Source organism: Bacteroides rodentium JCM 16496, assembly GCF_000614125.1.
In the GTDB taxonomy this organism is placed as follows: domain Bacteria; phylum Bacteroidota; class Bacteroidia; order Bacteroidales; family Bacteroidaceae; genus Bacteroides; species Bacteroides rodentium.
Map to the genome: position 1 here is coordinate 34,419 of NZ_BAKJ01000034.1, position 22,760 is coordinate 57,178.

Below are 22,760 nucleotides of genomic sequence, written 5' to 3' on the forward strand. Positions count from 1 at the left end.
TTAACATATAAATATGTGCAAAAGATACAGGGTACTTTTCTATCTGCTCTTTTCCTTCACATTTTTCCATTGCCAAGTATGGGGACAGTATCGGTGGGAGGGGATGGAAGTTGCTCAACCGCCGATAATTCAAGCTCCGTCAGATAGCATCATGTGGAAGGATTTCAAAAAGTCTCTTTGGGAATGGAGAAAACTGGTCCGTCAGAACATAGGATATAATACTTCCTTTTATGATAGGGCAGATTTCCAATGGGTAAGATCTGCATTTAAATGTTGTTTTTTGATGATGTATGATCAGAGTTTTTACGATCGAAATTCTAATCGTTACACAATTGACAAGATTTTGGACGAAGGGCAACAGAGATTTGGAGGATATGATATTGTTGTATTATGGCACGCGTATCCTCGTATTGGACTTGATTGGAGGAATCAATTTGATTTTTATCGGGAAATGCCTGGTGGGTTAGATGCTTTGAAGGAGGTTGCGGATGAATTTCACAAACGGAACATAAAGGTTTATATTAATTATAACCCTTGGGATGTGGGAACACATAGGGAAAAAGATGTTGAAGCATTGACTTCTATTGTAAAGACCATAGGTGCTGATGGTATTTTTTTAGATACTATGGAATGTGGTCCTATACAATTGCGGAAAGAATTGGATGCGGCTCGAAGTGGAGTCGTACTTGAGAGTGAATTGGCTCTTCCTATTGAAGAAATCTTTTCGCACCATATGTCTTGGGCACAATGGTTTCAGGATTCTTATGTGCCAGGAATACTGCGTAATAAATGGATCGAGCCCCGTCATATTCAACATGGCATTAGTCGTTGGTCAGACGATAAGTCAAAAGAATTGCAGACTGCTTGGATGAATGGTAGTGGCATGATGATTTGGGAGAATGTTTTTGGCCAGTGGGTAGGGTGGTCCCCTCGTGATTGCTACATATTAAAGACAATGTCAGGAATTCAGCGTTATTTCTATAAAATATTTACTTCTGATAGATGGGAACCATTGGTGACAAATGTATTGGCAACAGATGTTTATGCAAACTTGTGGTATGATGATAATTGTCGTTTATGGACATTGGCGAATAGGGCTTATATACAAAAAGACGGGCCTTTGTTGTGTGTAGACCCGGATGAAGATTGGACCTATTACGATTTGGTGTCCGGAAATGAGGTCTTTCCTGATGCTTTAGGTGTGATTAAGGGACAGGTGATTCCTCGTGGTATTGGTTGTATTGTCGCATTTAGAAAGACCAACGTGCCTGAGGATTTTGCGGATTTACTTTCTTTACAAGCACTTACAGCTAAAGAAAAGACATATGATATCCAGCCTGAGCAGTTGAAGGCTGTTTTAAAGCAGGTGGCTTCAACAAAGTTATATGAGAAAGTACCTCAGGGAATGGTTTTAATAGATGATTATGAAGGGGAATTGTCTGTAGTTTTTAGTTGTAGGGAAGTTGGCTATTATAGTTCTTTAGAACGTGACTTCATTAATAGGGGACCTACCGTCCTTCATCAAAAGATAACTTTATCTCGTAATGTTCAGGTTGAACATGTTGCAATAGATGAAACTCCTGTCACTAATGTTCAGTACAAGCAGTTTTTAGAGGAAACAGGATATAAGCCTCGTTGTCCTGAAAATTTCTTGCGCCATTGGACTGATGGAAAAATTCCTATAGGTATGGAAGAACATCCTGTTGTATATGTTGATTTAGACGATGCGAGAGCATATGCAAAATGGGCTGGTAAACGGCTACCTCGTGAGGAAGAATGGCAGTTGGCTGCTGCAGGTAAGGAGAAAAATAAATATCCGTGGGGGAATGAGATGCAGCCGGGATGTTGTAATGAAAATATTGATGGTCGGACTACTCCTGTTAAATCTTATCCTAAAGGAAAATCTGTGTGTGGGGCATGGGACATGTGCTCTAATGTTTGGGAATTGACGGAAAGTGAATATAATGATGGACGTAATCGTTTTTGTATACTGAAAGGAGGTAGCTGTTATAAAGCGCAAGGATCTGACTGGTATTTTGATGGTGGCGTTCAAACAACAGATTTTGCAGCTAAACAATTATTGCTATATCCGGGAATTGACCGTTGTGGTACAGTTGGTTTTCGCTGTGTTGTAGATATTAATCAATGAAATAATGTTCCTATAGAATGATATAATAATCCTTTTATTTTGATTATGATTGTTTTAGGAGTATTTCAAGAATTTGCGCACTTATGGAAGAGTATGAGAGAAAACTAGATCTGATGTTGTGTTTTTGGGGGAATGTGATACTATATGCTGATTACTAATAGTGAGAGATATTATTTGTGCAATTAAAATATTTTTCTAAATTCAAATTCATCATAGGGGAGACGTGTCTGTGAAGATATGGCTTCCCGCTTTTTATAGATGAAGAAGATAGAAGCAAGCGTTCGGTGTATGTACGGTTCAAGTCTGTTCTTTCGGAAAAAGCCTGGTTGAATGAGAAGAAAGGAGAGGCCATTGAAGCTGTCATGTTTTCTCCTTTTATACCGCTTGTCAAGGATGTAGTCTTTTTGTCCCTTCCCACGTATTTTATAGCAATATGACTGTTGCATTCATTCTTTTCCTTATTTTTGCAATATATAATAAACGCATTATGATAAAGTTATTGTTGGTAGAAGACGATGCAAGCTTGAGATATATAGTTCAGGGCGGGTTGGAAGATATGATAGGCGGTTATGAAGTGATTGCTGCCGCCAATGGCGAGGAGGGCTTGAAACAGTGGAAAGAACAACATCCTGATGTGATAGTATCTGATATAGAAATGCCCGTTATGAACGGTTACGAGATGGTGAAGCGTATCCGCGAGACAGATGGGGAAACTCCGATTCTGTTCTCCTCTGCCCTGATATCTCCTAAAGATGTGGTAAAAGGTTATGAAATCGGTGCCAATAACTATATAAAGAAACCGTTCATTCCCGAAGAACTGGATGCACATGTCCACGCCTTATTGAAGCTTTCCAAAGGCGAAAAATCGAAAGACACGAGTCAATGCTACAAGATAGGCAAGGAATATGTGTTGGATGCCACACATGCCACTTTGAAACATGCTTCGGGTGTAAACAAGACTTTGACTGTGCGCGAGACAGGTTTGTTGCAGATGCTTTGTGAGAAGCGGGGAGACGTTATCCGCCGGGAAGCTGTCTTGGATAAATTCTGGAATACGGAAGATGATTACTTTGCTTCCCGCAGCCTGGATGTATTTGTGACGAAACTTCGGAAACTTCTTTCGGAAGACGAGTCGGTAACCATTAAAACAGTGAAAGGAGTAGGATTGATACTGATAGAAAATTAATAATGTATCCTTCTATATTGCAATAATTTAGCAGTAGATGTACAGTTCTTCTGGTTTATTTTCGTTATTTTTGTATAGCAGTATTATATGAATATAAAGAAGGAGGGTATATGCGTATAAAACAGAAAGTCAGTATCTCTTGTCTTGGTGTCCGTTTGGGAATCTGCCTGCTGTTGGCTTTTGTGCCGCAATTGCTTTTTGCGCAGGAAGACAGTGTACGTTTCATTCGTGACAGTATACGGCTACAGCCGGAATTCAATGAATCTCTATTCTCTCCTTTTGAGCTTCCTTCTGAAAACTCTGCCCCTTTTCCCATGTTTCATCCGGAACACTCCTATTCCCTGCCCGATTTTTCACTGAAAGAGTCTCTCCGTTTGCCTTATCAGACCAATCCTTCCCTGCTGTTTCGGGGAGATTACAGCGCAAGCGGTGTATTAAGACAGTTTCCTCACGGCATGTTGTTCGGTTCCGGTGGGCAGACCAGCGTACCGGGTATCGGACGTTTCAACAATGCTTCCCTGGGATATCAGCACGCCTTTAACCAAAGGCTGACGCTCCAGCTTGGCGTAGATGCCATGAAGATAAATATGATTCATTCCACCGGGCAGGCTTTCAGTACTTCGGGAGCTTTGCGGTATCAGGCTTCGGACCGTGTAGCTTTTAAGGTTTTCGGTTCGTATGCCATAGGAAATACTTACGGGATGGATACCCACCGCTACGGTGCCACCATGTCTTTGGATATGTCCGAACGTTTTGGTATGGAAGTCGGGGTACAACGTTATTACGATGCTTATCGCGGTCGTTGGGAGACGGTTCCCGTTGTGATTCCTTATTATAATTTCGACAAGTTTAAACTGGGTCTGGATGTAGGTGGAATCTTGTATGAGATTCTGCGCAACACCGTCCTTGATAATAGAGGGGGCAGTGGCGGAGCGACTATTGTCCCACCACGTTTTCAGATGCCGCCATTACGATAAAATAAGTATGAATCTACTTGTCATTCCCTCATCCATTTAGTGGGATAGCCTAATGCTGATTTGATTGCTTCCATTTCAGCACTGTGCCACATTTCATGCTTGAAACACCAGGATAAGGCTTCGTATTTATTGTTGGCTATAGGATGTTTGAAAGGAATCGGTTCTATTGCTTCCGGTAGAATACTGTCATCCAATTGGGATAGACTGTGGATGCAAATCTCATGAACAGCATCAAGTTGTGTTTTTAGTTTTGCAGGGACAATCAGATTTTCCTCTATGGAACGATGAAGGGTTCCCATCCCATTGAATAGTTTTATATAACCAATGATTGGAATCGTTTTCCAGACAACCTCATTTCTACCGGTAATGCAACTGATAGCATGAAAATTCTGGCTGATCATCAAATGCCCTACTTGCCATGCAAAGTTTGAATCGGTACCTTCTGGTATGGTGTACCATAAATTCTCCGGTAGTTCCGATATTAGACGGTTTACAAAGTTACGTGATTCGATAATTTGTTCTTTTAGAAAATTAATCTTGCTCATAATTCTTTTTGTTTAGAGTTATATATAGTAGTTAGTGAGCAAGCCTTCTTTTCTGTGACAACTTAGGATATAAACTTTTTCCAGTAATTTTTTCTTGGTAATTCTTTTTCCAGTTTTTGATAGATATCCACAAGTCGGATAATTTTTTGCAGAGAGGTGTATTCTTTCTCTAAATCGAGTGAAGTAACTTGTTTGCATATCCGGCATTTACATGTTCCCTGCGGGTTATATAGTGGACAAGTGTCATTCATGAAAGACGTTATCCTACTGACGGAACGAGAGGATATTTGCCTGATGTTCTCTTCCGTCATTTCCATGATTTTACTGATTTGCTTATATGGAAGTCCGAGGGTTATCCTAAAGGTGAATATCATTCGGGCATCATTGTTCAAACAGTGATTTTGGGCTGTCAGACACCAGTCGCACCGTTCCTTTATCCAATCCCGTTCATTTTTGTCTGTGTTGCTATATTCAATCTCAGAGAGATTACGGAAAGCTCTGAGTTCAGACATTGTTGCCGTTCTTTCATTCCGGGCATACCGAAGGATGGTACGTTTGCATATCGTATAAATCCATGTAGATAGTTCGGATTCTCCGTTAAATGATTCTATGCTTTTTATGATTTCATACCAAGCTTCCTGAACAGCTTCTTTAGCTACTTCTTTATTCTGTATCATACGGTGGGATATGGAAGATACCAAGGTGCCATATTGCTTCACGATGTCGTTTAAATTAGGTTTCATTGCTGACTTTTTTATTGCTGCAAATGTAGAAAAACCTTCATGATATTCCGTTTATTTTTTGTTTTGCTGTTCGTTTTTGTGCGGACAGTTGTCCGAAAATGGACATTACTATAAAATGGTTATTCTTTGATAATCAGCGATTTAATTCTTTGGCACGCAGATTGACTATATATAGGCGAAGGCTGTTACGAAACAACAACCTCTTCAGAGAAAGAAGTAATAACAATAAAAAATAACGATTATGAAAGCAACAGTATTTTCAAAAGCAGTGGTAATGATGGCAGTGGTAATGGCAAGTGTAATGAACTTTTCTGCAAGTGCGGCAACTCCTGCCGATTATGTGAAAAACGAGGAGATGACCGGCGAACTGATGACCGCCAAGACTATCTTCCGCAATGAGGACGGACACCTTTTCCGTCACCTCCGCTACACTTACACTTATGACAGTGAGAACCGTGTGACGAGCAAGGAAGCTTTCAAGTGGGATAGCGTAAAGGAAGCCTGGGTGCCTTATTTCAAGCTGGATGTTGAATACACCGGCAGTGAAGTTGAATTGAACTATGCTCGTTGGAACAGTAGAAATAATGCTTACGACAGCTATACGCAAACTACCGTTTACGAACTGAATGACAGCAATGCGGCTTTGATGTTGGCAAGTACCAAATAAAGGATAATATATCAAATACAAAAGAGCCAAGTATCGTGAGGTGACACACCTTTGATACTTGGCTCTTTTTCGTTGAGGAAATGTATTATTGTTTCCCTGTTATCAGTCCGACAGCATAATTCAGCACTGTATCTTCATCCTTCATGAAATCTGCTACGGTTTGGGATACTTGATGATGGGGCGGTATGCCTATACCTTCCATGGGGAAACCTTTAGAAGAGACGTCCGGCTGGCGGGTAGGGATACGGAAATAGGTCCGCTGTTTGGTGCAGAAAGGACGGGGACCATTGCCGGTATCCCCTCCGGTGCTTCGCCGATGAGGGTGACATTGCCGCTTTCCTTCATGTCGAGTGTGAAGCTCTCGGCAGCAGAGAACGTATGAGTATCTGTCAGAAGATAGATTTTACCCTTATAGGCGTCGGCTTCGGGTTGCATGATGTGGCTTTTATCGACACAATGCGGTTGCTCCTCCCGGATGAAGTATTTGCAGATATCCCGTCCATTGCCACTGCTGCCCCCTCCGTTCCTGCGGACATCTATGATGAGGTAGGGAAAGTCCTTGACTTTGGGATAGGCTGCCTTGAAATCTTCCATTACCGGGGGCATCATGGTGTTGATGGCAAGGTAGGCAATGCTATCATTCAATACCTTTGTTTCTACGGTTTCCTTCTTTTCTTCAGGAAAGTAGTCGCCTCGCCTTAGTGGCAGAGTGACTGCAAGTGTATCACTTCCTCTCAGCAGCGTGTAATTTCTGATTGTGTCCGTAAAACTACGAAAAGCATCACGGGCTGTGCGGAATCGCCTATCAATGGCAGTAGATGCTTCAGTATATTTCTCGTTCTGTTCAATCCATTGTTTATAGGGCACTCCGTCAATGGCTATAATCCGGTCTTTGTCCTTAAAGCCGTATTGTGTCAGATGGTTGTTGGGCTTATCTATGAACAAGGAGTCTTGTATGAGAGCGGGAGACTGATTGGCCGTATACATCTTATAGCAGGTGATGGCGTGACCGCATTGTAGTGCAGAGATGTATTCCTGCACTATCAGCCCGTAGTCTGTACCGGTTTGTGCCTGGCGAACGCGGGCGTCACAAGCTTGATACAATGAATCCATATTCAGATGTTTGGCTTGGTATAGTGAGTAATTCTCCATGACGGTCTGATGTATTTCTTTGAAATCTTCTTCAAACTGCGAGGAACTTAAGGGTAGTTCCGCGAGGTAGAAGTTTTCTACATCAATCTGCTTATCATTATAGAAATAGTTGACGTAAACATATAAACCACACCAAATGACTGCCAATACAGCCATTACGATGACTATTACTTTTGAAATTTTTTTCATAATCTTCATGTTCTATAGAGTTTAGTCGATATTTGCTTTTTGGCAAAGGTAGTAATAATTTTCGTTAATCTTATTTTTCTAACTCCTTATTTGCCAACAATGGTAACATGGAGGTAACTAACTGAGTCTCAAGTGCCTTCTTGTGTAGTATCTGGTAGTTGGCTAACTTTGCAACCGTAAATCAAAACATAGTAAGGAGAAGTGATTATGAAGAACTATCAGAAAGTAAATGTGCCCGCAGGCGAGGCACGTGTCGAGCTGCACGATTCATTGAATCTGACCGGTGCAGAAGTATCCGTCAGCAATCTGCCGGCTGGCGCAGGAGTACCTTTTGTGCATTCGCACAAGCAAAATGAAGAAATTTATGCCGTCCTCTCCGGACGCGGTACCATGGTGATTGACGGAGAAGCCGTAGAGCTGCAAGCCGGTGACTGGCTTCGCGTGGCTCCGGCAGGAGAACGCCAACTGTCGGCTGCGTCAGACAGCGCTATCAGTGTGATTTGTATTCAGGTGAAAGCCGGTTCGTTAGAGAGATTTACGATGGAGGATGGTGTGGTGAAGTAAGAGAAAGTCACATCGGTGGAATTAAAATGATAGGGGATGGGCTGTGGTGCAGTCCATCTCCTATTGTGTAATATTATAGCTCTTAAGCCACTTTTTGCCAGACTTTGTGTAAGTCCATGCGTATAGTCCACCAACGATGATGATGCCAACTGTGAATATGAATCCTAATGCTTCCATTATTTTAATATTTTATTAGCCAATAATGCTGATATAACTGATAATATAATACCTGTACAAATAGAATACCAATTATTTTCATCTGAAATATTCGAGTATAAAGGTATTACAACTCCGATAACAAGTCCTGCAAAAGTTACAAAGATTAATCCGAAAACCAAAGGATAGGACATAAATGTTTAGCTTTGTGGCAAGTATAGCGTAAATTCGCTATATTCCCCTTCCCTGCTTTCCACCGACACCTTTCCTCCGTGTGCCTGCATCACTTGATAGACGTAGTTCAGCCCCAGTCCGAAGCCTGCAATCCGTCCTCCCTTGCCGCTTCTGACGGAGGAGGCACGTTCAAACTTATTGAAAATGTTTGGCAGGTCCTTTGCCGGTATTCCTATGCCGTTGTCGCGTACACTGATGAAACGGTAGTCGCCCTCTTCCCAAGATGCGATGCGGATAGTGACGTCTTGGCGGGAGTATTTCAAGGCATTGTCTATCAAGTTGCTGATGGCTTCTTGCAGGTACTCTTTGTCTGCCATGACGGTGTCTGTCTCGAATTCCGTCTCAAAGCGGATGGGCTTTGTGGCTATGGTCTTGAATTTCTCAATCATTTCCTCTATGAGCGGCTGTATGGGTACGGGAGCTTTCACCATTTTCATTTTCTCGTGTTCCAGTTTGGAGATGGTGAGTACTTTGTTGGTGAGTGCCAGCAGGTGTTCGGACTCTTTGGCGATGATGCCGTGGAAGTTCTTCCTTATTTCGGGCTTTGCATCCAGCTTTCCGCTGCTTAGTGTGTGGTTGCTCATGATGATGGAGCTGAGCGGGGTCTTCATGTCATGAATCATGGCGTAGGAGAAGTCCTCGCGGAGCTGGGAGATTTTGTTTTGGCGGCGGATGATTTTAATCAAATAGATGATGCAGGAAATTACAAAGACAAGGATAAACACAGTGGCGATAATAAGCAAGCCCATACGTGCCAGAAACGTCTTATAAGGATGGCTTATGATGAGCCGCACCACTTGGGTATAGTCTGCACGTATCGGAAAGTCCTTAGCCTTGATTGTCAGCCAGTTCGGTTCTATTTGAGTTCCACATTTATCCAATATCTTCCCGGTATGCAAATTCATCAAATGGATGGAATAATTATCTTCTATCCCATTCTCTTTCAATAATACGGAGGTGATGGAATCCAATCTTTCCAATGACATGGGGTAGCCTTTATCAGACAAACGCTCATAAAAATAGGTCATTGACGGGATAGTGTCATTAGTCGGTCCACCCATTATCGCCGTTCCTTTAGGCGTTTGTCCAAAACGAATTCTTCCTTCTTCTTGCAGTGCTTTTTCGATAATGGCATAACTTTCCTTTTGGATATTGTTTCTGATAAGCGTATAAGTATTATACAGCCATATAGACTGTAAAGCTAATGCGCCTATCAGCCCTAAGAACGTCAGCAGGCTTATAGATATGAACTTGCCGTTCCCTTTCATTCCAACTTTCTCTTTATGGTTTTCCACCCTGCTTTGATTATCAAAACTTTGGCAAAGGTACGCTTTTTCTTCTAATTCCCGGACTTCTTCTTCCAATCTTTCGTTAACCTAACATTAACGTAGCGATAACCTAAAAGATTTTTGCCTCCCCCTATCTTTGCCATGTCGAAAGGGAACAACTCCCCAAAAGACAAGAACTTGAAACAAAATGTATAACTTAAAAAATAAAAACATTATGAAGACTTTAGTAATTTCAGCAATCGTCGCAATGACCTCTTTAGTAAATGTAGTAAGCGCAACAGCCGTTAACCGTACAGGCAACTTTGCCTACAATACCGAAACCAACGACGGTCGTGTGGAAACACAAACCGTATTCAAAGTGGAGAATCAGAAATTCCTGCACCGCCACCTGAAGTACAATTATATCTACGACAACTCCGGCCGCATCTCTCAAAAAGAAGTGCTGAAATGGAACGAAGCTACGCAAAGCTTTGAGAAGCATCACAGCCTTAACTTCTTCTATACAGATGACGTCACCGTAGAATATGCCCTCTGGAACAAGCAAACCAATGCCTACACCGATATCAAGCAGAAAGCCGTCTATCGGCAGACCGACAGCAGTGTCCTGCGCTACCTCAGCTACGAATGGGACGAAAAGAACAATGACTGGAGCTTGACGACAGACCATTACATGACGAATGAGTCTGTGCAGCTATTGGCAGAGAAATGAGAACGGATTTGAATAAGTATATGTTGAAATTTAGTTTATATCGTAATAGTATCTGAATTCCCCTCCTCCGGGGAGGAGGGGTGCCCAAGGGGCGGGGTGGTAGTGAGCATAAAGCCATGTAAACAATGCTTTACTCGCCTTTGTGTATCGCTACCACCTCCCCCTACGGTACTCACCCCCTCCACCTCCCCCGTTATCGGGGGAGAGCAACCTCCCCGGAGGAGGAGAATGAAGATACTATTGTAATATAAACTAATATTCAAGAATTACTTAAAAAGAAGGATGATGCCATGCTTTTCGGACATCAATTTTTGATACTTACCAATTTATTTTTACTCTATTTCGACTTTTTATTTGTACTTTTGCACCGGATTTCTTAATCAATAGTGCTCGAAATTCGGTTCTCATCTTTTTTATATTCCCTGATGAGGCAGTTTGTAGCGCATTGTGGCAGATGTTGTGCTGTCCGGACTCTTATGGTTCATTATTAGTATTTCCGAGGGAATGAACAGAGGTTAACGGCTTATAGTTAACGGTTAGAGGAAAAGAATAATGAACAACAATACATCTATTTTTATTTCATGAACAAACTTATGGTTTATTCTGCTCTGGCTGTCGCCTGATGGCCGGAGAGGTTTGTCTTGTGCCTATATATGCACAAGACAGGGCTGTGCAGGCGATGACGCTCACGGCACTTTACAATCTTGCTGACCGGCAGAGTCGGAAGGTGAGGGTGAGTGAGGTGGCTTTGCAGGCAGCCAATGAAGGGGTGGCAGCAGCCAAATCGGCTTTGCTGCCGAGTGTGGATTTGAGCCTTCAGGGCAGTTATACGGGCAATGCCTTCATGCTGTCGCGAGGCTTTTCGACCGATGGAACGACCGATTACATCGTGCCGGGTGTGGGGGCTATCCCCGTGGCAAACGGCAAGCAGGACACACCCCATTGGGGAAACAGCTTCACGGCTCAGGTGACGCAGGTAGTGTATGCCGGCGGCGCTATCCGTTCGGGCATCCGCATGGCGGAATTGGGCAAGGAGATGGCAGAACTCGATGTGGAGAAGAACCGCCAGGAAGTGCGCTTCTTGTTGACGGGTTACTATCTTGATCTCTACAAGTTGGGCAATCAGATAGAAGTGGTGCGCCGGAATATCGCACTTACGCGGAAGGAGATTGGCCAAATGAAAGCCCGCCGTGAGCAGGGTACTGTTTTGCAGAACGACATCACCCGCTATGAATTCCAGTTGCAGAGTCTTGAGCTCACACTGGCAAAGCTCACCGATGCTTCTGCCATCATCAACCATCAACTGGTCGCGACGCTTCATTTGCCGGAGCAGACGGTTATAGTTCCCGATAAGAATGAGCTCGACACAGAAATAGACGCACTTTCGGCAATCGCCGTTCAGGACACATGGCAGCAGACGGCAACGGACAATAATCTTGGTATCCGCCAGGCGACGGTTGCCACAAATCTTGCAGAGCAGAAGGTGAAGCAGGCAAAGGCGGAGTCATTGCCTTCGGTGGCTGTCGTGGCAGAGAATCATCTCTCCGGCCTTATACACAAGACCTCATCCCGAAGGATTGCAATGTAAACGTGTGGTTTGTCGGGGTGGGCGTAAAGTTCAGCTTGGCAGCCTTTGGAAGAACAAACACCACATCCGCCAGGCACGTGCCGAGCACCGGCAGTCCTGGGAAGCGCTTGCCTTGGCCCGTGAGGGTGTGGAGAATGCCGTACAGGCAAACTACACCAACCTCCTTACGTCATACACCGAGGTGAAGACACAGCAGAAGCAGGTGGAACTTGCCAATCAGAACTACTCCGTGGTGCAGAACCGTTATCAGAACGACCTTGCACTCCTTACCGACATGGTGGATGCCTCCAACATGAAACTCTCCGCCGAAATGGCGCTGGTCAATGCCCGCATCGGCATGCTTTATAATTTCTATACACTCAAATACGTAACAAATACTTTATAACAATGGAAAAGAACAAGATACACATCTATTTATACAATGCGCTCATCGTGCTTTGCCTCCTGGGTGGGGCCGTTTATGTGGTGAGTCAGTTTATGCACTTCGGCAGTGGAGAGTTTACCGACAATGCCCGTGTACGCCAGAACGTCGTGCCTCAGAGCAGCCGTGTGCAAGGCTTCATCCGTGAGGTACGGTTCGCGGATTTCCAGCAGGTAAGGAAGGGCGATACGCTTGCCATCATCGAGGATGCCGAATTTCGCTTGCGTCTGGCCCAGGCCGAGACCGACCTTATCCGTGCCGAACATGGTTCGCAGGGAACGGCAAGCAGCATCGTTACCACCAAGACGGGCATGACCGTTACCGAAGCCGGCATCGAATCCGCACGTGTACAGATGGAGAATGCCATGCGTGAGGATGCCCGTTTCCAGAAGCTCCTCAGCCAGGATGCTGTTACCCGTCAACAGTATGATAAAGTACATACGGGCTATCTGAGCGCCCAGGCAGCCTACGAGCAGGCGGTCCGTTCGCGCCGGATGCAGTCGGCTGTCGTGGCCGAACAGGGGCATCACCTTTCCGCTTCGGAGCAGGGCATCGAACTGGCCCGTCGTACCGTCGACCTCGCCCGTCTCAACCTCTCCTATTGCTACATCATTGCCACTTGCAACGGTACCGTTGGCACGAAGGATATTCACGTAGGCCAGCTTGTCAATCCGGGCCAGACACTGGTGAGTATCGTTGACAATGGCGAACGTTGGATAGAGGCGAACTACAAGGAAAGCCAGTTGCCCCACATCAAGGTGGGCAGCAAGGCCGAGATTACAGCCGATGCCGTTCCCGGTATACGATATACGGGTACGGTGGAACGTATCTCCGATGCTACCGGCAGTGCCTTCTCGCTTATTCCCATCGACAATGCCACGGGCAATTTCGTGAAGGTAGAACAGCGCGTCACGGTACGCATCAGGCTCGATGAGAATGCCGATGTCGCCAGGCTCAAGGGCGGTTATAATGTGGAATGTATCGTTGAGGAGTAATGGGACAACTGACTGAATTCTTTATGAAGAGCGCCGGCGGCCCTCCACCCCACATGGGCTTTTCCATGCCTATGATGAAGGGGTGGGTGCCTCGCCCTGTACAGCCGTGGCTGTATGTGCTGACCGCCTTTTGCTTCCAGTTCGGCGGCGGTGTCTATCTCGGTGCGTTGGATGGCATCCGTGGCACTACCAATTTCATGATTGAGGACGTGCTCTTCCTGCTTTATGCCACCCTCGCGGGCATGGCTGTCTATTTTCCCATGCTTTTCCGCATGAAGTTCCGCTTCACCAACAAGCAGCTGCTTTGCGGTTCTGCCATCGTTCTTGCCGTATGCAACTGGCTGACGATGCATTGCCAGTCGGTTCCTGTGCTCACGGTGGTGTGCTTCGTAGCCGGAATGGCCAAGATACAAGGCACGTTCGAGTGCATGAGCAACATCCAGCTTTGGATTACCCCCCGACGCGATTTTGCCGTTTTCTTCCCCGTGCTCCACATCATCCTGCTCACTGCTATCGAGGGTAGCGGATGGCTTGCTGCCTGGTTCGGCCATCATTTCACATGGCAGATGATGCACGTCTTCACCATCGGCACCATGTCGTTCGTATTGCTCACGCAGGCCGTCTTCTGCCGCCCGTTTTGTCCCATGCCCCGGCGCATGTCGCTCAAGGGTATTGATTTTCAGGGCGCATTGCTCATTTGCGGGCTGATGCTCGTGGTGTCGTACATGGTGGTGTACGGCGACTATCTTATGTGGTTCGACACCCTGCGCATGCGCCTTCTGCTCGGTGCCGCCATCGTGCTTTCCGGCATCCTGCTCTATCGCTTGCGCTACTACCGTTACCCCTACATCGAAGTAAAGCTTTTCACGTACCGCAACGTTGTCCCCATCCTCATCGTCACCTTCTTTGCCGAACTCGCTTTCGGTGCCGAACATACGATGGAGGAGATACTCTACAGCGAGGTCGTCCGGCTGGAGGAGCTGGCCAAAGAGTCGCAGTATATGTGGGCGCTTCCCGGCATGTACCTCGGCATCCTGCTCGACCTCTATTGGCTGAAAGTCAGGAAGTGGAAGGTGTGGAAGCTCTTCGGCATTGCCTTCATCGGCATTGCGCTCTATGGCATGCTGATGTACTTCACGCTGGATATGAACGCCAGTATCGAACAGTACCGCCTTGCCATCTTCTTGCGAGGATTTGCTTATGCCGTGCTTGCCCCGGCATTGATGTGGTCTTTGGAGGAATCGGTGCCCAGTCTTGAGCAGTTCTTCATGGGCTTGTTCGTGTTCAACATCCTCCACATGTATCTGGCAGGAGCGGCGGGCTATGGCATTTATACCACCATCTTCTCGCACTTTCTGAACGACGACATGATGAGCTACGGACAGCAACTCACGCTCACGCACTTGGATATGGCGCACTTCAACTTCGGCGAGTACGTTGGCCACGACTTCCTGCACTCCATGATGATGGTGGCAATGAAGCAGGTCTATGGCTATGTTATCTGGTTCGCTTTAGGCCTTGCCGCCCTCTTCCTGCTGTGCGACATTCCCGCTGTCCGTACAAATATCCGCAAAGTTCCCCGCTGGCCGGTTTATGCCATCGAGTATCTTGCGAGAAGAAAGTAAAGGGGGGCTGTCCGAAAACTACGGTATAGCTTTCTTCCTGATTTTTGTTGACAAACCAATGACTCGTGCTGATTTCCGGTTTCTCCGGCACCGGGGAAGGCGTGGTTCCCCGGTGCCGGAGGTGGGGTTCCCCGGTGCCGAACCCCTCGCTCCCCGGTGCCGGAGAAGCACCCCCTTCAAAAGGTGTTCTGAGTGGGGTGAAGGCATCGCCGGAGTCGTGTGATAAGATGTTTACAGATTGCTGCATTTTTGCGATCCAATGGCTCTATTTGCTATGAATCAGCATATTGACTTGATTGAGCTTCATGCGCAATGCCCCGATATTAATTTTTAGACTGCGAAACACTATTTAACCTTCATGGAGTTAATCCTTTGATAGTCAGTTGCCGATTTTCCTCTTTGTTTACAAAAAAACTCCAGAAACCGTCCGGTTGACAAGAAACGGGAAAAAGCTTATTTTTTTTCTGTTACCTTTGCATCGTGATCACAAAACAAAAACATTCTTGCCGACTGACGAGCCCTGCAGGAATACGAAAAAACACGATTTTTATTCTATTTATTTTAAAAACTAAAACATTATGGCAATATTATTTCGCAAACACGAACGTTTGAGCAAGTTGGCAGACCAGAACTCTCCAAAGAAGGTATATCCTACGATTACCTATAAATACAGCAATCCGGCAAAACTGAAAGAGGTGGCAAAGGAAATCAGCGCCATGTCCGGTGTGAGTGAGGGTAATTCCTACAGCGTGCTGAAAGATTTCCGCACTTATCTGAAGAAAACATTGTTGACAGGCCGTATCGTGAACATTGACGGGTTGGGACACTTCTACCTGGCTGCGCAGAGTAAAGGCACCGACAAGGCAGAAGACTTCACCAGCAGCGATATTACGGCTCTGCGCATCTGTTTCCGTGCAAACAGCGACATCCGCATCACGGCATCCGGCACTACCCGTACCGAGGGACTTGTGCTGAAGGATGTGGACCGCATCAACGGGAATGGCGGCAATGCTTCCGGTGACGGTGGCGGCTCCGGCAGCGACGGTGACCAGGGCGAAAACCCCTTGGGTTAGCAGTCTGCCGGGCTGAGCAAATGCTGAAAATATAGAGACTGTTGGGCCTCTTTTCTGCACAATGTGTGGAAGGGAGGCCTTCTTTTCTCCAAAAAGAACCGGATTGTCTTTCTTGGACAAACAATAATAAATATCTTTGGAGCATTATTCACCGATTTAATTACTAAAGTTTCCCTCCCTTTTTTAGGGTGGGAAACTTTAGTAATAATTTATAATTTAGTATCATTTTAGCATCACTATTTTGTTTGTGTAACAAGAGGATAGAATTTTGGATTATATTCCATGCATATCAGGAATGACCCTACAAGTGCATACTTCAAGTAATCGTTTTTTTTGCGTTTCGCAAAAATTGTACACGGATTATATGGCTATTCCAAATAGTTTTACTACCTTTGCAATATTAGAACCTGCCAACCTCTTTACAATGCTCAAATCGGCGGGTCGTTTTTTTATTATACCTATATGAAAACAAGTTTCACCAAGCCATATTCCTCTCCTGAACAAATCGTTCAAATACTCAAATCACGTGGTATGCTTATAAAAGATGGGCATAAGGTGGGAAATTATCTGATGAACATTGGTTATCATCGTTTGTCTGCATACATCTACCCATTCTATAAAAGCCCCAAGAGTGAGCTGAAACTAAAAGAGGGGACAACTTTTGAGCAAGTTCTAACACTCTATCGCTTTGACAAGAAATTACGCATACTCCTTTTTAATGAAATAGAGAAAATAGAGGTTGCCATTCGCAGCGTATTGGCAAATATCGGATGCCAAGAATTGGAAGACAAGTTTTGGATAACAAAACCCGAATACTTTGCTAATGCGGATAAATTTAGTCAAACATTATCAATCATAGAAAAAGAACTGGCCTCGAGCAAGGAAGATTACATTGAAGACTTCCGTCAAAATTACACTGAGGATTATCCTCCGGCATGGATGATAACCGAAGTGTTGTCATTTGGCAATTTGAACTACATCTATTCAAACATAGCCAGCAATAAGCTGATGAAGCGCATTGCCAGCTATTTTGGATTGAAGCCTCAGGTTTTTACATCATGGCTGACGGTACTTGCCAACCTCCGCAATATGTGTTGCCACCATGCAAGAATATGGAATCGAGATTTTATGCTCAATCCTGCCGAACCACGTAAAACTTCAAATGCTTGGATAGATACCGCTCATATTGATAAGAAGCGTATGTTCTATCGTTTGTGTATAATCCGATATTTTCTTGCTTCGGTTTCTCCAGACAATAATTTTAATGAAAAAATTGCCAGTTTGCTTGCGGACTATCCATCTATAGATATTGCAGCAATGGGCTTTTGTAAAGAATGGGAAAAGGAAAATTTGTGGGAATAAAAGCTCCAAGAAAATTTAAAAAAGGAAATCAGCGCCATGTCCGGTGTGAGTGAGGGTAATAAGGCAGAAACTTCACCAGCAGCGATATTGCGGCTCTGCGCATTTGTTTCCGTGCAAACAGCGACATCCGCATCACGGCCTCAGGCACTACCCGCACCGAGGGACTTGTGCGGAAGGGAGGCCTTCTTTTCTCCAAAAAGAACCGGATTGTCTTTCTTGGACAAACAATAATAAATATCTTTGGAGCATTATTCACCGATTTAATAACATATCATTATGGGAGTCACAAACAAATCAACTGTGAAGATAGGTGCGGCAGGAGTCGCAGTCATTGGAATTATCGTATTGTTCTTGGTCATGTTTGCCGTGGAGCGTATTGATTCGGGACAGACGGGCATCATCGTCAATCTGGCCGGTAGTGAGCGCGGCGTGGACGATGCCAAAGTGGAGACCGGATGGGTCATCTACAACCGTTTTGCCAAGCAGCTCTTCGAATATCCTGCATTTGCGCAGATTGTGGACTACGAACCTTTCGACATTCAGGACAAGAAGGGAACCATCTTCAAGACAGACCCTACCATAGAATACTTCATCGAGCGGGAGGATGCCAAAGTAGTCTTCCTGCGCTATCGCAAGACTACCGAAGAACTGGAACAGAGCGTTATCCTGACAGAAGTGAAGAACGCTTATAAGGACGTGGCAGGACTCTATGAGACGGATTCGCTCATCAACCATCGTCCGGCTTTCGAGAAGGAGGTGGAGGCGTTGCTGAAGGAGCGTCTCAGTACCCGTGGCTTTACGTTTACCAACATACAGTCGTCCGTGAAGCCCAACGATGTGCTGCAAGCTGCCATTGACGAAAAAAATACTGCCGTGCAGAATGCCCTGAAGGTGGAGAATGAAAAGAAAGCCGCCATAGCCGAGGCAGAAAAGGTAGTGGCTGCCGCCAAGGGTAAGGCGGATGCCAACCGTATCCTTCAGCAAAGCATCACGCCGGAGCTGATTCAGCTGAAAGCCGTGGAGAAGTGGGACGGAAAGTTGCCGCTATCAACGAGTGGAAACACATTGCCGTTCTTGAAGTTGCAATGACAAGCTCCATGAGGACTCATTGGCAACTTGATTCTTTTATCTCTTTCTTTGCTAAGATTTATTGGTCCGATACTTGTTGAATTATCGTCCGACGGCTGTTGCAGATGAGGTGTGTCAAAACTGGTATTCACCACAGATTACACAGATTTGCACAGATAAGCATCTTTGATTATCAGTAGATTAAGCTCATTCTGTGTTAATCCGTGTAATCTGTGGTGAATTTTGACCCTCAATTAAGATACTCTCTTTATTCGTTTTTCTTTTCGCAAATCATTTCTGTTCTACTATAAATAGGGAATGTAGTAAATGGGAGGCTGGCAATATAGACTACCGATTGGGTGTTTCCCATTTCTTGGTTTCTTGGCAAGTAATGTTCAACGTCTGGTTTCCTGCTTGAATGCGGAAATCACCTTTTTCCAGTATCCATTTCCCGTCATATCCTACAAAGGCAAGGGAAGAAGCAGGCAGTTTCAGGGTGACGGTCTTCACTTCTCCCGGTTGCAGCGCTATCTTCTCAAAAGCTCGCAGGCGACGACTGTCGGGGGTCATTGAAGCTATGAGGTCACTGCTGAAAAGGAGAACGCTTTCTTTGCCGGCGCGGCTTCCTGTATTTTTCACGTCCACAGTGAAGATAAGCTCGTCATCGGCTGTGAAGTCTGCCTTGTTTACTTTCAGATTGCTATAGCTGAAGCTGGTATAGCTTAGTCCGTACCCAAAAGCCCATTGCACGGATACAACTGCGTCATAGTCGTAGGCCCCTTCCATTTTTTCCACTTCCTCGCTCACCTTGTAGTCGTAGTTGATGAGTGAGTTGATTTCTTTCGGATAGGTGAAGGGCAGCTTTCCACTGAAGTTCTCGTCACCGCTGAGCAGGTTGGCAAGGGCGTCTCCTCCGTAGTTTCCCGGCAGAATGATGTCTACTACGGCCTTTGCCATCGGCTCTATTTCATTGATGAGGCGGGGACGGCCTTCATTCAGTATAAGGATGACGGGTTTTCCCGTAGCAGACAGTGCTTTTACTAAATCGAGCTGATTGCGCGAGAGGGTCAGGTCAGTCAGGTTGCCGGGAGTTTCACAATAAGAATTCTCACCGATGCAAGCGATGATGTAATCGACTTCTGTGGCTGCTTTCACGGCTTTTTCGATTTCCGGCTTGTTTTCGGCCCAATAAGCCCCTTTTTCATTGTAGGTGACGCCCGGTTCGTAGAGAATATTCTCTTGGCCGAATTTGTTGGCAAGGGCTTCGAGGATAGTATTGTATTCATCAGTAAAATGGTTGGTCAGGTGTCCTTGCCAGGTATAAGACCATCCTCCGTTCAGACAGCGCATGGAGTTGGCATTCGGTCCTGTGACGAGCAGTCTCTTGCCTTTTGCCAGGGGCAGGATGTTATCCGTATTCTTGAGCAGTACCATGGTTTCTTCGGCAGCATGGAGGGCTGCTGTGGCATGTTCTTTTCCGCCGAATAGGGGGAAATCCTTGGTGTCGTAGGTCGGGGTGTCAAACAGTCCCAGACGGAATTTCATGCGTAGCACGCGCCGGGTGGCGTCATCAATGCGACTCATGGACACTTCGCCTTCGTGTACAAGCTCTTTCAGCAGTGTACAGAAATCCCACTCATAAGGTTCCATGGCCATGTCGATACCTGCGTTGATGGCGATTTTGATGGCTTCTTTCTTGTCGGCTGCCACTTTTTCGCGGCGCCAGAGGTTGTTGATGTCAGCCCAGTCCGTGACAAGTACTCCGTCCCAGTTCAGTTCTTCTTTCAGCCATTGGGTCAAGAGTTCGTAATTGGCGTGTACGGGCAATCCGTTGACAGAACACGAATTTGCCATGACGGATAATGCTCCTGCTTTTACACAAGCCAGGAAAGGGGCAAAGTGTTTTTCACGAAGGTCCTGCGCCGAGATGTATACCGGTGTACGGTCTTTTCCGGTGAAGGGGACGCTGTAGCCCATATAATGCTTTAGCGATACGGCAATATTTTGTTTGCCGATATGGTTCGGGTCTTCTCCTTGGAAGCCGAGTACGGCAGCCCGCCCCATTTCTGCATTGACGTAGCAGTCTTCGCCATAATTCTCCCATATGCGTGGCCAGCGGGGATCGCGTCCCAGGTCGATGGTGGGAGAATAAGTCCACGGGCAGCTGCCGGCTTTGGTTTCATAGGCAGTGATACGTGCGGCTTCACGGGCCAGGTTGCGGTTGAAGGAAGCAGCCACATTGATGTTTTGAGGAAAGAGCGTTCCACCCATTGTGTAGGTTGTCCCGTGATTTTGGTCCAGTCCATAGATGCAGGGTATGCCGATTTCTCTCATTGATTTCTCTTGTATTCCCGTGATGATTTCCTGCCATTTCTCTTTGGTCTGGGCGATGGTGCCGGGAGCATTCAGGATGGAGCCTATCTTGTATTTCCCGATGACTGTGTCCAGAAGGCATTGTCCAGTTGGAAATTGCCGTTCTGGTCGAACTTGCCGATAACATCGGATACCAATTCAGTCATTTGGCCTATTTTCTCTTCAAGGGTCATTCTTTTCAGTAGGGCTTCCACCTTCTGCTCTATTTTTTTGTCTTGTGGAATGGCTGGGGCAGTTGCTTGCTGCGCCATTGCTGGCAGGAGAAACATGCTTGCCAACAAGAAAGATTTTATTCTATTCATGGTAGTGTGTATTTGGGTTCAACAATCATTTGGATGTTTGGTATTCTTCTTCATCAGCCAGTGTTGTTTCAGCCACTCGCGTACCGGTTCGTCATACAGTTTGAGGCAAGCGTATGCAAGGGCAATGGAGAGTACAAAGACGGATACGGCAATGAACAAGTGCATTCCTGCCGGTGCGTCGGGGTTATTCCGTGCCCAGGCTATCTGCATGTATATCAGCGGGAAGTGTGTGATGTACAGCGGATAGGACAGTTCGCCCAGGAACTTGCAGAGGGCTACGGAACGCTTGCCCGTGACGTTGCTGCCTGCTCCCATAGCCACTATCAGCGGAAAGAGGGCGAGTACGCTTACGGCTTCGTAGACGCCGTTCATCCATTGGCTGGTCTCGCCTCCGATGCGCGGCATCACGAGGATAACCGTTACCAGCAGGGAACACCAGTAGAATCCTCTTTTCACCTTTACTAACTTGCCTATGCGAGACAGCAGCAGTCCCATGAAGAAGGGATAGAGCAGGCGCGAAATGCCTATATAGAGCTGGTCGGGCGTCAGGCTCCAGCCGCCGATGAGGGTGTAAGCGGCTTCTCCGCGCGATGAAAGCAGCCCGAAGGTATCTATGTTGAGCGTGACGTCGAGCGTAAGGCAGGCGGAGAGTCCGACGAATATGCAGTGCCAGTTTGGAGAAGCGGCGGATGAATAGGGCATAGAGCACATTGGCGATGTATTCCCACATCAGCGACCAGGTGGGGCCGTTCAACGCGTTTGTCTCCCACCAGCCCCGGATGTCCCATGAAGTGGGGGTGGGGAACATCAGGCAGCCCAGGAGTGTCATCAGCAGTACCTTCCACCACGGTGTTTGCATCACCATCGGGAAGGCGGAGCAGGCACTGAAGTAGAATAGGGAGGCGCCGAGGAGTGTACCCATAATCACCATGGGGTGCAGGCGTACCAAGCGTCGCTTGAAGAAGTCCCACGTGGTCATACGGTCCCAGCGGTCGTCGTAGGCATAACCGATGACGAAGCCGGAGAGTACGAAGAAGAAATCCACGGCCAAGTAACCGTGGTTCAAAATCTGGTGGGCAGGCCCTGCGGAATAGGTTTCGAAAAGATGGAAAGCTACCACAATCATTGCGGCTACGCCGCGAAGCCCGTCCAGTATTTCGTAACGCGGCTTGGATGCTAAATAAGTTGTTGTCTTCATTGGAATTATGTTTGTTATTAGATTAATATTCTTCTAAAATGCGGACGTGTCATGACTCACCACAGATTACACAGATTATTTTAGGAGCTCTGATAATCAAGAACTTTTATCGGTGTTAATCTGTGTAATCTGTGGTGAGTGTATATTTTGACACACGGATTCTCCGGCATAACTTTATTTCGCGGCCCTAAAGTC

General features: G+C 46.0%; 18 protein-coding genes and 3 pseudogenes. 14 read left to right on the forward strand and 7 right to left on the reverse strand.

The genetic code is table 11. The features are described from left to right. The first annotated feature begins 103 nt into the window (after positions 1–103). From JCM16496_RS14620 to JCM16496_RS14635, 3 genes are all read left to right on the forward strand, one after another. The gene (locus JCM16496_RS14620; protein WP_159102460.1) at positions 104–2,149 is read left to right on the forward strand and encodes an SUMF1/EgtB/PvdO family nonheme iron enzyme; all 2,046 of its coding nucleotides are present in this window, start codon (positions 104–106) and stop codon (positions 2,147–2,149) included. 487 nt (positions 2,150–2,636) lie between these two features. After that, entirely contained in the window at positions 2,637–3,335 is a 699-nt protein-coding gene (locus tag JCM16496_RS14630; protein WP_025835206.1) for a response regulator transcription factor, read from the forward strand. Positions 3,336–3,445: 110 nt separating this feature from the next. Beyond that, on the forward strand, positions 3,446–4,312 hold the full coding sequence (locus JCM16496_RS14635) for a hypothetical protein (protein ID WP_025835208.1): 867 nt from the start codon (positions 3,446–3,448) through the stop codon (positions 4,310–4,312). A 20-nt stretch (positions 4,313–4,332) separates the two neighbouring features. On the opposite strand, the gene JCM16496_RS14640 is transcribed toward JCM16496_RS14635, so the two are convergent. Both JCM16496_RS14640 and JCM16496_RS14645 read right to left on the reverse strand, forming a co-directional pair. After that, positions 4,333–4,857, reverse strand: a complete 525-nt coding sequence (locus JCM16496_RS14640; RefSeq protein ID WP_025835210.1) for a DinB family protein — start codon at positions 4,855–4,857, stop codon at positions 4,333–4,335. Between the two features lie 62 nt (positions 4,858–4,919). Continuing rightward, complete coding sequence (locus tag JCM16496_RS14645; RefSeq protein WP_025835212.1) at positions 4,920–5,600, reverse strand: RNA polymerase sigma factor; 681 nt, start codon at positions 5,598–5,600, stop codon at positions 4,920–4,922. Between the two features lie 241 nt (positions 5,601–5,841). Here JCM16496_RS14645 and JCM16496_RS14650 point away from each other — a divergent pair, with 241 nt between their 5' ends. Next, on the forward strand, positions 5,842–6,267 hold the full coding sequence (locus JCM16496_RS14650; RefSeq protein ID WP_025835213.1) for a DUF3836 domain-containing protein: 426 nt from the start codon (positions 5,842–5,844) through the stop codon (positions 6,265–6,267). 189 nt (positions 6,268–6,456) lie between these two features. Here the strand turns inward: JCM16496_RS14650 and JCM16496_RS14655 are convergent, their stop codons facing one another. After that, positions 6,457–7,608, reverse strand: coding sequence for a S41 family peptidase (locus tag JCM16496_RS14655; RefSeq protein WP_159102461.1), 1,152 nt, complete (start codon positions 7,606–7,608; stop codon positions 6,457–6,459). Positions 7,609–7,815: 207 nt separating this feature from the next. On the opposite strand from JCM16496_RS14655, the gene JCM16496_RS14660 reads away from it, so the two are divergent. After that, positions 7,816–8,172, forward strand: a complete 357-nt coding sequence (locus JCM16496_RS14660; RefSeq protein WP_025835216.1) for a cupin domain-containing protein — start codon at positions 7,816–7,818, stop codon at positions 8,170–8,172. A gap of 176 nt (positions 8,173–8,348) precedes the next feature. Here the strand turns inward: JCM16496_RS14660 and JCM16496_RS25415 are convergent, their stop codons facing one another. Together JCM16496_RS25415 and JCM16496_RS14665 are read right to left on the reverse strand one after the other, a co-directional pair. After that, a complete protein-coding gene (locus tag JCM16496_RS25415) occupies positions 8,349–8,522 on the reverse strand; it encodes a DUF6722 family protein (protein ID WP_500778598.1) in 174 nt (57 codons plus the stop codon). Between the two features lie 6 nt (positions 8,523–8,528). Continuing rightward, positions 8,529–9,830: a sensor histidine kinase gene (locus tag JCM16496_RS14665; protein ID WP_025835218.1), complete on the reverse strand. Its 1,302-nt coding sequence runs from the start codon at positions 9,828–9,830 to the stop codon at positions 8,529–8,531. Between the two features lie 208 nt (positions 9,831–10,038). Here JCM16496_RS14665 and JCM16496_RS14670 point away from each other — a divergent pair, with 208 nt between their 5' ends. From JCM16496_RS14670 to JCM16496_RS14700, 9 genes and pseudogenes are all read left to right on the forward strand, one after another. Then, positions 10,039–10,560: a DUF3836 domain-containing protein gene (locus JCM16496_RS14670; protein WP_128809629.1), complete on the forward strand. Its 522-nt coding sequence runs from the start codon at positions 10,039–10,041 to the stop codon at positions 10,558–10,560. Between the two features lie 643 nt (positions 10,561–11,203). Further along, a complete protein-coding gene (locus JCM16496_RS14675; protein ID WP_244440398.1) occupies positions 11,204–12,148 on the forward strand; it encodes a TolC family protein in 945 nt (314 codons plus the stop codon). Positions 12,149–12,152: 4 nt separating this feature from the next. After that, on the forward strand, positions 12,153–12,533 hold the full coding sequence (locus JCM16496_RS23990; protein WP_244440399.1) for a TolC family protein: 381 nt from the start codon (positions 12,153–12,155) through the stop codon (positions 12,531–12,533). Positions 12,534–12,535: 2 nt separating this feature from the next. Beyond that, a complete protein-coding gene (locus JCM16496_RS14680) occupies positions 12,536–13,564 on the forward strand; it encodes an HlyD family secretion protein (protein WP_025835222.1) in 1,029 nt (342 codons plus the stop codon). Continuing rightward, on the forward strand, positions 13,564–15,189 hold the full coding sequence (locus JCM16496_RS14685) for a hypothetical protein (protein WP_025835224.1): 1,626 nt from the start codon (positions 13,564–13,566) through the stop codon (positions 15,187–15,189). Before JCM16496_RS14680 ends, JCM16496_RS14685 begins: the two co-directional genes overlap by 1 nt. Before the next feature lie 578 nt (positions 15,190–15,767). Further along, complete coding sequence (locus JCM16496_RS14690) at positions 15,768–16,262, forward strand: HU family DNA-binding protein (protein WP_025835226.1); 495 nt, start codon at positions 15,768–15,770, stop codon at positions 16,260–16,262. Between the two features lie 462 nt (positions 16,263–16,724). Then, positions 16,725–17,624 carry an Abi family protein gene (locus tag JCM16496_RS14695; protein ID WP_025835227.1) on the forward strand — a complete coding sequence of 300 codons (900 nt, stop codon included), beginning with the start codon at positions 16,725–16,727 and terminating at the stop codon, positions 17,622–17,624. Between the two features lie 68 nt (positions 17,625–17,692). Continuing rightward, positions 17,693–17,791, forward strand: a pseudogene (locus JCM16496_RS23995) (HU family DNA-binding protein); the annotation flags it as partial. A gap of 109 nt (positions 17,792–17,900) precedes the next feature. After that, positions 17,901–18,713, forward strand: a complete 813-nt coding sequence (locus tag JCM16496_RS14700; RefSeq protein ID WP_025835229.1) for an SPFH domain-containing protein — start codon at positions 17,901–17,903, stop codon at positions 18,711–18,713. 327 nt (positions 18,714–19,040) lie between these two features. On the opposite strand, the pseudogene JCM16496_RS14705 reads toward JCM16496_RS14700, so the two are convergent. Both JCM16496_RS14705 and JCM16496_RS14710 read right to left on the reverse strand, forming a co-directional pair. Continuing rightward, positions 19,041–21,367: pseudogene (locus tag JCM16496_RS14705) on the reverse strand (glycoside hydrolase family 3 N-terminal domain-containing protein). 18 nt (positions 21,368–21,385) lie between these two features. Continuing rightward, positions 21,386–22,565, reverse strand: a pseudogene (locus JCM16496_RS14710) (acyltransferase family protein). Positions 22,566–22,760: the final 195 nt, after the last annotated feature.

Excerpts from the sequence above, each read along its gene's own strand:
- JCM16496_RS14620 (WP_159102460.1), top strand. The coding sequence starts at position 104 with ATGGAAGTTGCTCAACCGCCGATAATTCAAGCTCCGTCAGATAGCATC.
- JCM16496_RS14650 (WP_025835213.1), top strand. The coding sequence starts at position 5,842 with ATGAAAGCAACAGTATTTTCAAAAGCAGTGGTAATGATGGCAGTGGTA.
- JCM16496_RS14630 (WP_025835206.1), top strand. The coding sequence starts at position 2,637 with ATGATAAAGTTATTGTTGGTAGAAGACGATGCAAGCTTGAGATATATA.
- JCM16496_RS14680 (WP_025835222.1), top strand. The coding sequence starts at position 12,536 with ATGGAAAAGAACAAGATACACATCTATTTATACAATGCGCTCATCGTG.
- JCM16496_RS25415 (WP_500778598.1), bottom strand. The coding sequence starts at position 8,522 with ATGTCCTATCCTTTGGTTTTCGGATTAATCTTTGTAACTTTTGCAGGA.
- JCM16496_RS14685 (WP_025835224.1), top strand. The coding sequence starts at position 13,564 with ATGGGACAACTGACTGAATTCTTTATGAAGAGCGCCGGCGGCCCTCCA.
- JCM16496_RS14640 (WP_025835210.1), bottom strand. The coding sequence starts at position 4,857 with ATGAGCAAGATTAATTTTCTAAAAGAACAAATTATCGAATCACGTAAC.
- JCM16496_RS14670 (WP_128809629.1), top strand. The coding sequence starts at position 10,039 with ATGTATAACTTAAAAAATAAAAACATTATGAAGACTTTAGTAATTTCA.
- JCM16496_RS14665 (WP_025835218.1), bottom strand. The coding sequence starts at position 9,830 with ATGAAAGGGAACGGCAAGTTCATATCTATAAGCCTGCTGACGTTCTTA.
- JCM16496_RS14655 (WP_159102461.1), bottom strand. The coding sequence starts at position 7,608 with ATGAAAAAAATTTCAAAAGTAATAGTCATCGTAATGGCTGTATTGGCA.
- JCM16496_RS14645 (WP_025835212.1), bottom strand. The coding sequence starts at position 5,600 with ATGAAACCTAATTTAAACGACATCGTGAAGCAATATGGCACCTTGGTA.
- JCM16496_RS14660 (WP_025835216.1), top strand. The coding sequence starts at position 7,816 with ATGAAGAACTATCAGAAAGTAAATGTGCCCGCAGGCGAGGCACGTGTC.
- JCM16496_RS14635 (WP_025835208.1), top strand. The coding sequence starts at position 3,446 with ATGCGTATAAAACAGAAAGTCAGTATCTCTTGTCTTGGTGTCCGTTTG.
- JCM16496_RS14695 (WP_025835227.1), top strand. The coding sequence starts at position 16,725 with ATGAAAACAAGTTTCACCAAGCCATATTCCTCTCCTGAACAAATCGTT.
- JCM16496_RS14690 (WP_025835226.1), top strand. The coding sequence starts at position 15,768 with ATGGCAATATTATTTCGCAAACACGAACGTTTGAGCAAGTTGGCAGAC.
- JCM16496_RS14700 (WP_025835229.1), top strand. The coding sequence starts at position 17,901 with ATGGGAGTCACAAACAAATCAACTGTGAAGATAGGTGCGGCAGGAGTC.